14 protein-coding genes are annotated in these 13,687 nt (G+C 69.2%); 12 read left to right on the forward strand and 2 right to left on the reverse strand.

Annotation, left to right across the window (positions count from 1 at the left end; translation table 11 throughout):
* Positions 1-10 precede the first annotated feature (10 nt).
* Positions 11-1,279: a molybdotransferase-like divisome protein Glp gene (glp, locus tag IEV93_RS15885; protein WP_188490944.1), complete on the reverse strand. Its 1,269-nt coding sequence runs from the start codon at positions 1,277-1,279 to the stop codon at positions 11-13.
* Between the two features lie 100 nt (positions 1,280-1,379).
* Positions 1,380-2,345 (reverse strand): UTP--glucose-1-phosphate uridylyltransferase, encoded by a 966-nt coding sequence (locus IEV93_RS15890; protein WP_188490945.1) that lies wholly within the window; start codon positions 2,343-2,345, stop codon positions 1,380-1,382.
* Positions 2,346-2,496: 151 nt separating this feature from the next.
* Between IEV93_RS15890 and IEV93_RS15895 the strand changes: the two genes are divergently transcribed.
* The 12 genes from IEV93_RS15895 to IEV93_RS15950 all read left to right on the forward strand — a co-directional run bounded on the left by IEV93_RS15895 (position 2,497) and on the right by IEV93_RS15950 (position 13,680).
* Entirely contained in the window at positions 2,497-3,102 is a 606-nt protein-coding gene (locus IEV93_RS15895) for a 5-formyltetrahydrofolate cyclo-ligase (protein WP_371873850.1), read from the forward strand.
* Positions 3,103-3,248: 146 nt separating this feature from the next.
* On the forward strand, positions 3,249-3,629 hold the full coding sequence (locus IEV93_RS15900) for an FmdB family zinc ribbon protein (RefSeq protein ID WP_188490947.1): 381 nt from the start codon (positions 3,249-3,251) through the stop codon (positions 3,627-3,629).
* A 120-nt stretch (positions 3,630-3,749) separates the two neighbouring features.
* Entirely contained in the window at positions 3,750-4,484 is a 735-nt protein-coding gene (locus tag IEV93_RS15905) for an SAF domain-containing protein (protein WP_188490948.1), read from the forward strand.
* Positions 4,485-4,658: 174 nt separating this feature from the next.
* Positions 4,659-5,483 carry a large conductance mechanosensitive channel protein MscL gene (gene mscL, locus IEV93_RS15910; protein WP_188490949.1) on the forward strand — a complete coding sequence of 275 codons (825 nt, stop codon included), beginning with the start codon at positions 4,659-4,661 and terminating at the stop codon, positions 5,481-5,483.
* Positions 5,484-5,688: 205 nt separating this feature from the next.
* On the forward strand, positions 5,689-6,864 hold the full coding sequence (locus tag IEV93_RS15915) for an acyl-CoA dehydrogenase family protein (RefSeq protein WP_229705230.1): 1,176 nt from the start codon (positions 5,689-5,691) through the stop codon (positions 6,862-6,864).
* A 52-nt stretch (positions 6,865-6,916) separates the two neighbouring features.
* Positions 6,917-7,459, forward strand: coding sequence for a YiiD C-terminal domain-containing protein (locus IEV93_RS15920; RefSeq protein ID WP_188490950.1), 543 nt, complete (start codon positions 6,917-6,919; stop codon positions 7,457-7,459).
* On the forward strand, positions 7,456-8,424 hold the full coding sequence (locus IEV93_RS15925) for an alpha/beta hydrolase family protein (protein ID WP_188490951.1): 969 nt from the start codon (positions 7,456-7,458) through the stop codon (positions 8,422-8,424). Before IEV93_RS15920 ends, IEV93_RS15925 begins: the two co-directional genes overlap by 4 nt.
* Positions 8,421-9,581 (forward strand): ABC transporter ATP-binding protein, encoded by a 1,161-nt coding sequence (locus tag IEV93_RS15930; RefSeq protein ID WP_188490952.1) that lies wholly within the window; start codon positions 8,421-8,423, stop codon positions 9,579-9,581. The genes IEV93_RS15925 and IEV93_RS15930 overlap by 4 nt, the downstream gene beginning before the upstream one ends.
* Before the next feature lie 41 nt (positions 9,582-9,622).
* The gene (locus tag IEV93_RS15935) at positions 9,623-10,957 is read left to right on the forward strand and encodes an ABC transporter substrate-binding protein (protein ID WP_188491650.1); all 1,335 of its coding nucleotides are present in this window, start codon (positions 9,623-9,625) and stop codon (positions 10,955-10,957) included.
* Positions 10,954-11,817 (forward strand): metallophosphoesterase, encoded by an 864-nt coding sequence (locus IEV93_RS15940; RefSeq protein WP_188490953.1) that lies wholly within the window; start codon positions 10,954-10,956, stop codon positions 11,815-11,817. The genes IEV93_RS15935 and IEV93_RS15940 overlap by 4 nt, the downstream gene beginning before the upstream one ends.
* Before the next feature lie 5 nt (positions 11,818-11,822).
* A complete protein-coding gene (locus tag IEV93_RS15945) occupies positions 11,823-12,785 on the forward strand; it encodes a carbohydrate ABC transporter permease (protein WP_371873863.1) in 963 nt (320 codons plus the stop codon).
* Complete coding sequence (locus IEV93_RS15950) at positions 12,775-13,680, forward strand: carbohydrate ABC transporter permease (protein ID WP_188490954.1); 906 nt, start codon at positions 12,775-12,777, stop codon at positions 13,678-13,680. Before IEV93_RS15945 ends, IEV93_RS15950 begins: the two co-directional genes overlap by 11 nt.
* Positions 13,681-13,687 lie beyond the last annotated feature (7 nt).

Consider the following 13,687-nt stretch of genomic DNA (forward strand, 5'->3'; position numbering starts at 1 on the left):
CGCGGTGGCGCTATCCACGCTGCGCCAGGAACGCCACGTCGACCTCTTCGCCGATGCGGAGCTCCTCCACGTCGGGCTCGACCATCACCAGACAGTTGGCCTCGGCCAGTCCGGCGAGCAGATGCGACGACCCGCTCTCGGACGTGCCGATGACCTGCACGAGGTATTCACCGGTCTGTTCGTCGCGCATCAGCTGCCCACGGAGGTAGCCCTTACGGCCGCGGACCGACGCGATCGGGCCGACGGTGCGCGCCCGGATGATGCGACGCATCGGCTTGCGTTTGCCCAGCGCGATGCGGATGAGCGGGCGGACCATCACCTCGAACGCGACGAGCGCGCTCACCGGGTTCGACGGCAACAGGAAGGTCGGGACCTCGTCGCGTCCGAGCTGTCCGAAGCCCTGCACGGAGGCGGGGTGCATCGCGATCCGTTCCACATCGATCTCGCCCAGCGGCGCCAATGCGTCGCGGATGTTCTCCGACGCGGTCCCGCCGAGCGGCGCGCAGATCACCACGATCTCGGAGCGGATGAGCTGCCCCTCCACCACGTCCCGCAGTTGCGAGGCCTCACGATCGGCGATGCCCACACGGTTGACGTCGGCGCCGGCGTCGCGCGCGGCGGCCGCCAACGAGTAGCTGTTGACGTCGAAAACCTGTCCCGCACCGGGGGTCCGGTCGATGTCGACGAGTTCTCCACCGACCGAGATCACCGACAGCCGGGGTCGCGGGTGGACGAGGACGCGGGTACGACCCACCGCGGCAAGCAATCCCACCTGGGCGGCACCGATGATGGTCCCGGCGCGCACGGCGACATCACCGGGCTGCACGTCGTCGCCCACGCGACGCACGTAGTCGCCGGTCTCCACCGCGTGTCCGATCTTGACCTTCGACACCCCGCCGTCGGTCCACCGCAGCGGCAGGACCGCGTCGGCGAGAGTCGGCAGGGGCGCGCCGGTTTCGACCCGCACGGCCTGCCGTGGCTGGAGTCGGGTCGGGGTGCGCGAACCGGCCTCCACCTCACCGACCACCGGCAGCACCACCACGACGTGTTCGCCGGGGGCCTCGGAATCGTCGGAGGCGACGATGCCTGCCTCGGCGACGTCGACGCTGCGGACCGCGTAGCCGTCGATGGCGGCCTGGTCGAACCCGGGCAACGGGTTCTCGGTCGTCACCTCTTCGGCACAGAGCAACCCCTGCGCCTCGGAGATCGCCACCCGCACCGGACGTGGTGCGACCGCGGCCGCGGTCACCCGCGTCAATTGGTCCTCGACCGACCGCATCTCGCCTCCCGCCCATCGCTCCCGCACGTCAGTTCGCGCAGAATCCGACGTTAGCCGGTCGGCGAGCCGAACCGGTGACGCAACGCGGTGCGCGCGGCGATCAGGCCTGCTTGAGTCGCTCCTCGAGGAACTCCCGCAGATCGGGGCCGTAGTCGTCGCGGTCGAGCGCGAAGTCGACGCACGCCTTGAGGTAACCGCCCGGGTTGCCCAGGTCGTGCCGGGTACCGCGGTGGACCACCACGTGGACCGGGTGGCCCTCCTCGATGAGCAGGGCGATCGCGTCGGTGAGCTGCAGTTCGCCGCCGGCACCGGGTTTGATCCGACGCAGGGCGTCGAAGATGGCGCGGTCGAGGATGTAGCGGCCGGCCGCGGCGTAGTTCGACGGCGCATCGGCGGCGTCGGGCTTCTCGACCATCCCCTTGAGCCGCATGACGTTCGGGTTGTGCGCGTCCGGCAGCGGCTCCACGTCGAAAACGCCGTAGGCGGAGATCTTCTCGGTGGGCACCTCGATGGCGCAGAGCACGGTGCCGCCGCGGCGCTGCCGGGTACGGGCCATCACCTCGAGCACCCCACCGGGCAACACGAGGTCGTCGGGCAGCAGGACCGCGATCGCGTCCTCGTCGTCGTCGAGCTGGGATTCCACGCAGCCGACCGCGTGGCCGAGTCCGAGGGGCTTCTCCTGGATGACCGACGAGACGTGCATCAGCGACGGCGCGTTGCGCACCTTCGCGAGCATGGCGTTCTTGCCTCGTTTCTCCAGCGTGTTCTCCAGCACGAGGTCCTCGACGAAGTGCGCGACGACGCCGTCCTTGCCGGGCGAGGTGATGATCAGCAGTCGTTCGGCGCCCGCCGATTTCGCCTCCTCGGCGACGAGTTCGATGCCGGGGGTGTCGACGACCGGCAGCAACTCCTTCGGCACGGTCTTCGTGGCGGGCAGGAAGCGGGTACCGAGGCCGGCCGCGGGGACGATCGCCGTCTTGGGGATCGGTGGTGTGTTGGGTACGAATTCGTACTCGGCACCCGGCGACCCGTCGCCCTGATTTCCGACCGTCTGCGTTTCCGTCATGTTCCACACCCTAGGACTCGACCCTGGACACCGACTGTGCGTGCGTTCGATCGACGACGGCTTGTGGCAACGTCGACCGCACGAGCAATCTATCGGGTGGGCGCCGATCGCGAAGGGTGGAGACCATGGAGCCGACACAGGGACCGATCCGGTGAGCCAGACACCGGGGGATTCCGTGGCCGAGGCGAAGGCCGCGCTGCGCCGCCGCCTGATCGCCGCCCGCACCGCCATGGACGAGACCGAACGCGCCGCGGCGGCGGCGGATCTCGCGGGCTGGATGTCGGCCGATGTCCCGTTCCGGCTCGAGGCCGACGTGACTGTGTGCTGCTACGCCAGTGTCGGGACCGAACCGGCGACGGCGCAGATGCTCGACGCGCTGGTCGACCGGGGTGTGAACGTGCTGCTGCCCATCACCCCCGACGGACCCCCGACGGCGTTGGAGTGGGCGCGGTACACCGGCACGGACGGGTTGCGGACCGGACGGTTCGGACTGTCCGAACCCACCGGCAGGCGGCTGTCGAACGCCGCCCTGGAGATCGCCGAGGTCGCCCTGATCCCGGCGCTGGCCGTCGACCGTCGCGGTGTGCGCCTTGGCCGCGGAGCGGGGTACTACGACCGATCCCTGGCCGCGACCGGCGCCGAACTGGTCGCCGTGGTCTACGACGACGAGGTGCTCGACGAGATCCCCGCCGACTCCTACGACATCGCCGTGGGCTGGTCGTTGACCCCCGGCGACGGGTTCACCCGGCTGGGGTGACCGCCCCTCGACTCCCCCACTGGCACTCACGTGTCGCGAGTGCCAGAACCGGCGGTAGACTCGACGGCGGTCCGCGATGCGGTCCCCTGATCTCACCGCGCGACGACCTGTCGACGCGCGGCCACTCACTCCCTCGGAGGTGCCCGGTGCCGACATACTCGTACGCCTGCACACAGTGCGACAACCGGTTCGACATCTTCCAGTCGTTCACCGACGACTCGCTCACCGAGTGCCCGAAATGCGGCGGCAAGCTGCGCAAACTCTTCAACTCGGTGGGCATCGTGTTCAAGGGCAGCGGCTTCTACCGCACCGACAGCCGCTCGGGTTCGACCGCCTCGGAGAGCGCGAGCAGCGACTCGTCGTCGTCCTCGGACTCCAAGTCGTCCTCGTCGGATTCGGGTTCGTCGAGCAAGGAGTCGTCGTCCTCCTCGTCGGACAAGCCCTCGAAGTCGTCGCACAAGTCGTCCGGATCCTCGGGATCCGGCTCCTCGGGCTCGGGGTCCTCGACTCCCGCCGCCGCGTCCTGATCTCCTCGCCCGGGTCACCGCCCGGGCTCGCGATGGTCCCGCGATCCACAGTTCCGGTCCGTCCACAGGGTGATCGACTGATCTCTCGCGTCGGTCCGCGGCCGTTTCTAGCGTGGGGACATGCCTGCCGACCGGTTCCGTCTCCAGCCGACGATCGTCGATCGGTTCCGCTCTGCCGCACGGCCCGGATGGACGCGTGCGCTGGCCGTCCGCCGCACTCTCGCGGTCGCGCTGCTGGTTGCGTCGATCGTCGCCGCCGTCGTCGCTCATCGCGGTGAGCAGCAGGTCACGGTGATGATCGCCGCGACCGACCTCTCCCCCGGTACCGAGTTGGCGGCGACCGATCTGACCGAACTGCGCATCGGCCCGGGCGTCGTGCCGCAGGGCGCACTGCGGATGACCCGTGACGGGGTGGGACGGACCGTCACCGGACCCGTGCATCGCGGCGAGGTGCTCACCGACTGGCGACTGCTCTCCCCGCGCCTACCCACCCAGCTGATGGACGACCCGAACGCCCGACTCGTGCCGGTCCGTCTCGCCGACGACGCGGTGGTGCGCCTGCTGCGCTCGGGCGACGTCGTCGACGTGCTCACCGAGGCCCCCGACCCGCAGAGGTCGGCGTCCGGTGTGGATGTCGTTACCGACGAGCGCGATTCGCGAGCCGCCCCGGTGTCGTCGGCCGCGTCCGGGCGAGTACTGGTGCGCGGGGCGGTCGTCGCGGTGGTCGCGGCACCGGAATCGCGTACCGCGCGGGGATCGGCGGCGCCGGTCATCATGCTGGCCATGGGCGAGCGCGAGGCCCACACCGTCGCGGGCGCCACGCTGGCCGCCCCGCTGACGGTTGTCTTTCACTGATCTGACAATGCATTTGGTTGGCCGCGGCGATGTCGGTGCAGCTCCGAGGTGGCGGCAGGGACGCGGGGCGCGCCGAGTAGGACGAGAGTCCCGCATGCCACACCGGGTCTGGTTACGATTCCTTCACCGGACGCGGCCGCTCATTGCCGCGCCTCGATCGAACAGGACAGACACATGCTCAAAGGATTCAAGGAATTCCTGCTCCGCGGCAATGTGATCGACCTCGCTGTCGCTGTTGTCGTCGGCGCCGCGTTCAGCGCCATCGTCACCGCGTTCACGGGCAGCATCATCCAGCCGCTGATCAACTCGCTCGGCGGCACCGGCGCGGCCCAGGGACTCGGGTTCACGATCCGCGACGGCAACCCCAGCACCTTCGTGGACTTCGGGACCCTGATCACCGCGGCGTTGAACTTCCTCATCATCGCCTCGGTCGTCTACTTCGTCATCGTGATGCCGTTCGAGAAGCTCAAGGCGTTGCGCGCCAAGGCCGGTGACGACGCCGCCGCGCTCACCGAGGCCGAGTTGCTCACCGAGATCCGTGACCTGCTGGCCGGAAAGGACCCGAAGGAGGCCAAGCAGAAGGCCGCCGACGAGTCGATGACCACGGCGTTCCCCGGCAGCCCCGCCTCGGGACAGTCTCAGGGTGAGAGCCCGCTGGATCGCAGCCCGAACATCTCCGGACAGTTCAGCGGCCAGGGGCCGGCCCCCCAGGGGCAGCGACCCCCCAACCAGGGACCGCCGAATCAGGGTGGCCAGAACCCGGGCGGGCAGAACGCGGGCCCACAGAACCAGCCTCCGCAGCAGCCGTACCCGGGCCAGAACCAGCCCGGCGGACCGCCCCAGTACGGCCAACCCGGCCAGGGCGGATACCCCGGCCCCGACAACCGCGGCGCCTACGGCCAGCAGTACGGCGCACCGGGTGGGCCCGGCGAGTACCGCCAGGGCGACTACCCGCCCCCGGGTTACCGTCCCGACGGACCGGGCCGCCACGAGCAGTAGTCAGGCCCGCAACCGCCCACCCGAACGACACCGAACAGCACCGATGGGGTGCACCGACTCAGTCGGTGCACCCCATCGGCGTCTCTGCCCGGCCGCGGTGTCATTCAGGCGATCAGCGTTCCCTATCGACCTCCGGTCGGCCCGTACGACTCCCCGAGACTGAGGTTCGCCCGAGGCGTACCGCGCAGCGAAGGGAACGCACGCAATGACCTCCACCATGGGAGCCGTCGATCTCACCGGTCTCACCGACCGGATGACCGAGTTCATCACCGAGGAAGTACTGCCCGTCGAGCGTGAGGTCATCGTCGACGAACGCCCGGTCACCGACGACCTGCGCATCCAACTGCAGACCGCGGCCAAGCGTGCCGGGGTCTTCGGACCGCTGTCGGCCCCGGAGTACGGCGGACTGGGCCTCACCGCCAGTGAACTCGTCGTGGTCATGGATGCGGCCGGCGCGAGCCTGCTCGGCCCGACCGCGGTCAACTGCTCGGCCCCCGACGACGGCAACATCGATCTGCTGAGCCACGCCGCGAACCCCGAGCAGCGGGAGCGTTACCTGACGCCGCTGTCCTCGGGCCTGGTCCGATCGTCGATAGCGATGACCGAACCGGCGCCCGGCGCAGGATCGGATCCGTCGATGCTGGCCACGACGGCCGAGAAGACCCCGACCGGGTGGATCATCAACGGCGCCAAACACTTCACCACCGGAGCCGACGGCGCCGCGTTCTTCATCTGCTTCGCGGACACCGCGAACGGACCGACCATGTTCCTCGTCGACTCCGACAACCCCGGCGTCCGGGTGGACGGCCGCATGCGCACCCTCGATCGCTGCGTCACCGGCGGACACTGTCGGGTCACCTTCGTCGACTGCGTCGTCGACGATTCCGCAGTCCTCGGCGAGGTGGGGACGGCCATGCTTCACGCCCAGGCCCGCCTCGCGCCGTCGCGGCTGATCTTCTGCATCAACTGGCTCGGACTCGCCGTGCGTGCACACCACATGGCCGGGCGACACATCAACTCCCGCCACTCGTTCGGTGGCCCCATCGCCGACAACGGTCTGGCGCAGGGACTCATCGCCGACAGCGAGATCGACATCGCCGCCTCCCGCGGTCTGATCCGTCGGGCCGCCGAGCTCATCGACGAACAGGGGCCCGCGGCGTCGGAGGCCCGACACTCCGCGACGGTGGCGAAGGCGTTCGTCGCCGAGGCCGTGTGGCGGATCCTCGACCGCTCGGTGCAACTGCACGGCGGGCTCGGGGTGGCCGAGGACTCCCTTGTCGCGCGGTTCCTCGTCGAGAGCCGCGCCTTCCGCATCTACGAGGGACCCACCGAGGTGCTGCGCTGGTCGATCGCGCGCCGCACCCTGCGATCCCTGCGCTGAGACCCCGGCGCCTCGCCGACCCATCACGTTCCACCATCTCCGGGAGGACCCCATGACCGCATCGACAACCACCCGTCTGGGCGCGTTCGCACGCGCCCTGGGCACCGACATCGACTTCCGCGCACCCGATTACGACCTGCTACGGCAGCGTTCCGACGACATCGTGCCGTTCGGCAAGCACGTCGGGACCGTCATCACCGCGGTCACCGCCGACGAGGCGATCGTCGAGATCGGCGGGGAGCGCAGCGGCCAGAACCACATGGGCACCGTGCACGCCGGCGCGATCTACACCGCCGCCGACATCGCCGGGGCCGCCGCGTTCGTCGGGGCGGCCGCAACCCGGCTGGCGCGGGTCGAGCGACTCGTGTTGCGCTCGGCGACCGCCACCTACCGCAAGCCCGCCACCGGTGTGCTGACCACGATCGCCTCGGTCGACAAGCGGGAACTCGCACCGATCCTCGCCGCCACCGGCGACGGCCGCCACGAGCTCACCGCCAAGGCCTGGGTGCACAACGCCGACGGGGTCGTCGTCGCCAAGTTCGGTTTCGACTACGTCGTGGACCTCATCGACATCGACGCGCAGGCCGGCGCATGAGCGCCCCCGAGAAATCGGCCCCCGAGACGTCGACACAGCGCGCGAGCAAGCCGGACACGAGGGAATCGGTGGTCGTCACCACCGCGCCCGGCGTCACCATCACGCTGCGGCTGTGGCGCAATCCGGTCGCCGGCGCACCGGTGGTGCTGATCCTGCCCGCGATGGCCATGAAGGCCAAGCACTACCGCGCGCTGGCCGGTGCCCTGGCCGCCTCCGGCGCACAGGTCGCCACGTGTGACCTGCGCGCGCAGGGCGAGGCCCGGCCGTCGCTGGAGGACAGCCCGAACTTCGGCTACCGCGAGATGCTCGAGGAGGACCTGCCCGCGCTCATCGCGGCGGTCCGCGAGCAGTTCGGCGTCGAGCGTGTACATCTGTTCGGGCACAGCGTCGGTGGGCAGCTCGCGATCCTGCGCGCGGCCGCCGAGTTCGGTGCCACCGACACCCGACCGTCGATCGCCTCGGTCACCATCATCGGCACGGGCACCGTGTTCTGGCGCGCGTTCGGACCGCGTCGCTGGTTCGAGGCACTCTCGCAGATCCAGTGGATCGGCATGGTATCCCGGGTACGCGGCTCGTGGCCCGGTGGCGTGCTCATCCCCGGACCGATGGCCGGACGGGTCATGGTCGACTGGTCCCGCCACTCGCTGACCAGCCACTATCGGCCGGCGGGCACCGAACTCGACTACGACGCCCTCGTCGACCGGCTCCCCGTCCCGGTGCTCGCGATCTCGCTGGCCGACGACGACCTCGGTCCCCGGTCGAACGTCGACTTCCTGGTGCGCAAGCTGCGCAGCGCGTCGGTGAGTCGCTGGCACATCGAGGGCGACTCACCCATCACCCACCGCGGGCACGTCGACTGGCTGCAGGACTCCGCGCTGCTCGCACCGGTGGTCACCGCCTGGATGTCGGCAGGCACCCTGCGTCCCGACCTCGCAGGCGCGAACGTCGCGGGGGAACCGGCATGAGCGCGATCGGCCTGCACGGCATCACCAAGGTGTTCGGTGCCGCGGCACCGGCCCTCGACTCCATCGACCTGCACATCCCCGACGGCGAGTTCATGGTGCTGCTCGGTCCGAGCGGGTGCGGCAAGTCGACGCTGCTGCGCATCATCGCCGGTCTCGAGGCGCCCTCCGACGGCGTCGTGGCCATCGACGGCACCGATGTCACCGGGGTGTCACCACGAGATCGCAACCTGGCCATGGTCTTCCAGAGCTACGCCCTCTACCCGCATCTCTCCGCGGCGAAGAACATCGGCTTCCCACTGCGCTCGGCCAAGGTGGCCCGGGCCGCGGTGGCCGAGCAGGTCCGACGGGTCGCCGACATCCTCGGACTCTCCGAGCTCCTCGACCGGCGCCCCGCCGAACTGTCCGGTGGCCAACGTCAACGGGTGGCCCTGGCCCGCGCGATGGTCCGCGATCCCGGCGCGTTCCTGATGGACGAGCCGTTGTCGAACCTCGACGCCCGGCTCCGGGCGGTCACCCGGACCGAACTCATCGGACTACATGCGCGCGTGCGCAAGACGTTCGTCTACGTCACCCACGACCAGGTCGAGGCCATGACGATGGCCGACCGCATCGCACTGCTCAACGCCGGGCACGTCGAACAGGTGGGCACCCCCACCGAGCTCTACGACCACCCCGCCTCGGTGTTCGTCGCGTCGTTCCTCGGCGCACCGCCGATGAACCTCGTGACCGTCGACGTCGAGCGTGTCGACGGCGAACTCCTGGCCCGTATCGGCGACGACCGACTGCGCCTCGGGATCACCGACGACTCGACGGCGTTCGACACCACCACGCTGACCCTCGGCGTCCGACCCGAGCGCATGGACATCGCGCCGCGCCTGCTCGACGACGCGCCCGCGGACCCCGACGGCGGGATCACGGCAACCGTCGATCTCATCGAGAACCTCGGCGGAGACCTGTTGGTGCACTGCGCACTGGCCGGGTCCACCGACCGGATGTGCGTGCGCACCGCGCGGCTCGGGCCGACCGCCGCACTCGCCGTCGGCGACGCGGTGGTCCTCACCGCGGGCACCGACGACATCCGCCTGTTCCACCCCTCCACCGGACGCAGCGTCCGGTGGCAGCAGACCAGCCCGTCCCCCGATCTCATCCACGCTTAGGAGCACCAGCCGTGAAGGCAACACTGAAGTTCGCCGCGACGATGCTCGCCGCGTCGCTCACGCTGGCGGGCTGTCTGTCCAGCAATTCCGACACCTCGACCACCGCCCAGGTCCCCGAACTGGCCGCGGGACAGAAGGTCTCGATCGTCCTGGAGAGCTACAACTACGGCATGGCCGGGGCCTGGACCGACACCTTCAACTCACTGATCGGCGAGTTCGAGAATCAGCACCCGAACATCACCGTGCGCGCGCAGAAGCCGCAGGGCAACAGCCCCAACCCGGCCACCGACACCATCTCGAGCATCCGTAACCAGCTCGCCGCGGGCACCGTCCCCGACGTCGCGCAGCTCGGGTTCTCCGACCTCGACTTCACCATCCACCAGCTGCGGGCGAAGTCGCTCGACGCCCTGGTCGGCAAGGACGCCGTCCAGAAGAACTTCGACGGGACCACCCACCCGTACGCACCGACCGCACGCACTTTGGGCAACTGGGACGGACAGACCTACGGTGTCCCCTTCGTGTTCTCCACCCCGGTGCTCTACCTCAACGCGTCGCTGATGACCCGCGCCGGACTCGACCCGAACAACCCGCCGAAGACGTGGTCGCAGGTGCAGGCCGCGGCCGCCCAGATCAACCAGCGCACCGGCGCGGGCGGCGTGTACGTCGACTGCCTGACCAAGTCGGCCAAGGACTGGTGCTTCCAGTCGATGGTGCGGTCCAACGGCGGTCGCGTACTCGCGCAGGATCGCAAGTCCCTCGACTTCGCGTCCGAGCCGGCCGTGCAGGTGGTGTCGATGGCACAGAACCTGGTCCGCTCCGGTGCCTCACCGAAGCTCACCCAGCAGCAGGGGTACGAGGCGTTCGCCCGCGGTCAGATGGGCATGATCCTCGAGACCAGCGCACTGCAGGGCCAGTTCGTCAAGGGCGCCAAGAGCGGCAACTGGGACCTGCGCTCGACCACCATGCCGAGTTTCGACGGCAAGCCGGTCGTGCCAACGAACTCCGGTGCGTCGCTGTTCATCCTGTCGGGCGACCCGGCCAAGCAGCGTGCGTCGTGGGAGCTCATCCAATTCCTCACCAGCAACGAGGCGTACACGAAGATCTCCGAGGGCATCGGCTACCTGCCCCTGCGGACCGGACTGATCGACGACCCCAACGGCCTCAAGGCCTGGGCGGCGAAGAACACGCTGCTCGAGCCGAACCTCACCCAGCTGTCGGCCATGGAACCGTGGGTCTCCATGCCCGGCAACGACTATCTGCAGATCAGGGACTCCATGATGACCGCCGTCGAATCCGCCGTGTACCAGGGCACCGACCCCGCCTCCACCCTCCAGGCCGCTCAGAAGCAGGCGAGTTCGCTTCTGCCCGCCTCATGACCACGCCCGACCACACCATCATCCAGCTGACCGACACCCACCTCAGCACCCCCGGTGATCTGGTGCACGGCGTGATGGACACGACCCGCAACCTGCGCGACGTGCTGGCCCATCTCGACGCCTCCGATCAGAACGTCGACGCGATCGTGTTGTCGGGCGATCTCGCCGACGCCGGGAAACCGGCTGCGTACGAATGCCTGCGGTCGATGGTGGAGCCCACGGCGGCCCGACTGGGCGCATCCGTCGTCTACGCCGTCGGCAACCATGACGACCGGGCGTCGTTCCGCACGGGCCTGGGCCTGAGAGACGTCGGCCCGCACGAGTTGGGCACCCCGTACGACGTCGTGCACATGGTCGGCGACCTGCGGATCATCGTGCTCGACAGCACCTCCCCCGGTCGCCACGACGGCAGCCTGGAGGTCGAGCAACTCGACTGGTTGGCCGATCAACTGCGGCACCGCACCCCGCGCGGCACGATCCTGGTGCTGCACCACCCGCCCATCCACTCGCCGGTGTCCACGGTGGACTTCCTGCGCCTCAACGACCCCGACTCGCTGGAGTCGGTGCTGGCCGGTTCCGACGTGCGGATGATCCTGTGCGGACACGCCCATCACACCGGCGCCTCGGCCATCGCCGGTATCCCGGTGTGGATCGGACCGCCCATCTCCTACCGCACCGACCCGATGCCGCCGGCCGGTCGTCACCGTGCCGGGGTGGGTTTCGGCTTCAGCCGCATCGACGTCTTCGGCCGGTCCGCGGTCGCGACGGCGGTCGACGTGGTCGGTGCACGTGAGGTGTACAGCGAGCCGCGGTCGGTGGCCATGGAACGCCTCTGGGCACTGACACCGTTGGCGCGGTGACCGGGGTGTTCGTCGAGGCCCCGATCACTCCCGTCACCGAGAAGAAGGACCTCGGGTCCCCGGTGACGCCCGCTCGTCGCGACCGGAATCTCCTGGCGCGTCTGCGATCGTCGTCGGTGCCCTACCTGTACCTCGTGCCCGCGCTCATCCTGCTGGTGGTGTGGACCTACCGTCCGCTGGTGCAGGCCGCGCAGCTGTCCACCGTGTCGTGGAACCTGCTGCCGGACTCCCCCATCGTGTCGGTGGGAACGGCGAACTATCGCAAGCTGTTCGAGATGCCCGACCTGGGCGACGCGGTCTGGCTGACCGTGGTCCTGATCATCGGTCTGCTGCCGTTCACCGTGGTGCTGCCGGTCATCGTCGGCGGGGCGATGCGACGGTTGTCCTCGCGTGGCTCGCGGATCTATCAGGGCCTGATCTTCGCACCGTTCCTGGTCGCGCCGGTGGCGGGCGCCGCGGTGTGGCGGTGGCTGCTCGATCCCGGATCCGGCGTCGTCAACCGGGTTCTCGGGTCGGATCGCAACTGGATCTACGACGAGTCCACCGCACAGGTGGCGATCATCGTCATCACCGGATGGCATCTGATCGGCTTCGCGGTCCTCGCGGTCGCCGCGGGACTGGCGGGCATCAACAACGACTACGAGGAGGCCGCGCAGCTCGACGGGGCCACCCGTCGACAGATCACCTGGCGCATCACGCTGCCGCTGCTGTCACCCACGTTGGTCTTCCTCGTCCTGATGACCGTGCTGCTCAGTGCGCAGTGGACCTTCCCTCTCATCGACACCCTCACCCAGGGTGGCCCGGCGCGGGCCACCACCAACATCTACTACCTGCTCTGGGACTACGGTTTCCACACCTTCGACGCCGGTCGCAGCGCGGCCGCGGGCATGCTGCTGTTCGTCGGATTCGGTGTGATCGCCGGAGCGCTGGTGTGGATCTCGGAACGGATCACCTTCCATGACAAGTAACTCCGTCCTCGACCGCGTCGAGGACACCGGTCCGGTCGACCCGCCGACGGTCCCACCCCCGTCCACCGATCCGGGGGCGAGCCGCTCCAGGCAGCTGTGGCGGCGGGTCTCGGGACACCTCGTCCTCGGCCTCACCGCGCTGGCCTGCATCTTCCCCATCTACTGGCTCGTGGCGACCTCGCTGCGCAGGCCGGACGACGTCAACTCGCTGAGCATCATCCCGTGGCCGCTGTCGTTGGCGAACTTCGCCGACGCCGCCGACGCGGTCGACATCCCGGGTCTGATGGCCAACACCTTCCTGATCGCGGCCGCGTCCACCTGCGGTCAGCTGCTCATCGCGCTGCTGGCGTCGTATGCGTTCGCCGTCTACGACTTCCGGTTCAAGACCCTGCTGTACCTCGCGTTCGTCGGGACCTGGTTGGTCCCGTACCAGGTCACGATGCTGCCGAACTACGTCCTGCTCAACCAGCTCGGGCTGATCAACTCACTGGCCGGCGTCGTCGTCCCGACGCTGAGTTCGGCCCTGGCGGTCCTGCTGCTGCGCCAACACATGTCGAGCTTCCCCACCGAGCTGATCGAGGCCGCGCGGATGGACGGACGCTCCTCATGGTCGATCCTGTGGACGGTGGTGGTCCCGAACATGCGACCCGCCCTCGCCGCGCTGGCCATCCTGCTGTTCATCAACTCGTGGAACGACTACTTCTGGCCCGCGATCGTCCTGCAGCGCAGCAACGACGTGCTGCAGTTGGGGTTGCGCAGCTTCATGGGCACCGAGGGCAACCAGTGGGGGCCGATGATGGCGCTCGCCGGACTCGCCTGCCTACCGGTGTTCGCGCTCTACGTGGTGCTGCAGCGCCACATCGTCAACGCGTTCGTCCGCAGCGGCCTGCACTGACCCCAGT

The sequence above is a fragment of the Williamsia phyllosphaerae genome, from assembly GCF_014635305.1.
Taxonomy (GTDB): Bacteria; Actinomycetota; Actinomycetes; order Mycobacteriales; family Mycobacteriaceae; genus Williamsia_A; species Williamsia_A phyllosphaerae.

What these genes read in the sequence shown, in the direction of transcription:
- glp (WP_188490944.1), bottom strand. Translation starts at nt 1,279, where the DNA reads ATGCGGTCGGTCGAGGACCAATTGACGCGGGTGACCGCGGCCGCGGTC.
- IEV93_RS15890 (WP_188490945.1), bottom strand. Translation starts at nt 2,345, where the DNA reads ATGACGGAAACGCAGACGGTCGGAAATCAGGGCGACGGGTCGCCGGGT.
- IEV93_RS15905 (WP_188490948.1), top strand. Translation starts at nt 3,750, where the DNA reads ATGCCTGCCGACCGGTTCCGTCTCCAGCCGACGATCGTCGATCGGTTC.
- mscL (WP_188490949.1), top strand. Translation starts at nt 4,659, where the DNA reads ATGCTCAAAGGATTCAAGGAATTCCTGCTCCGCGGCAATGTGATCGAC.
- IEV93_RS15915 (WP_229705230.1), top strand. Translation starts at nt 5,689, where the DNA reads ATGACCTCCACCATGGGAGCCGTCGATCTCACCGGTCTCACCGACCGG.
- IEV93_RS15920 (WP_188490950.1), top strand. Translation starts at nt 6,917, where the DNA reads ATGACCGCATCGACAACCACCCGTCTGGGCGCGTTCGCACGCGCCCTG.
- IEV93_RS15925 (WP_188490951.1), top strand. Translation starts at nt 7,456, where the DNA reads ATGAGCGCCCCCGAGAAATCGGCCCCCGAGACGTCGACACAGCGCGCG.
- IEV93_RS15930 (WP_188490952.1), top strand. Translation starts at nt 8,421, where the DNA reads ATGAGCGCGATCGGCCTGCACGGCATCACCAAGGTGTTCGGTGCCGCG.
- IEV93_RS15935 (WP_188491650.1), top strand. Translation starts at nt 9,623, where the DNA reads ATGCTCGCCGCGTCGCTCACGCTGGCGGGCTGTCTGTCCAGCAATTCC.
- IEV93_RS15940 (WP_188490953.1), top strand. Translation starts at nt 10,954, where the DNA reads ATGACCACGCCCGACCACACCATCATCCAGCTGACCGACACCCACCTC.
- IEV93_RS15950 (WP_188490954.1), top strand. Translation starts at nt 12,775, where the DNA reads ATGACAAGTAACTCCGTCCTCGACCGCGTCGAGGACACCGGTCCGGTC.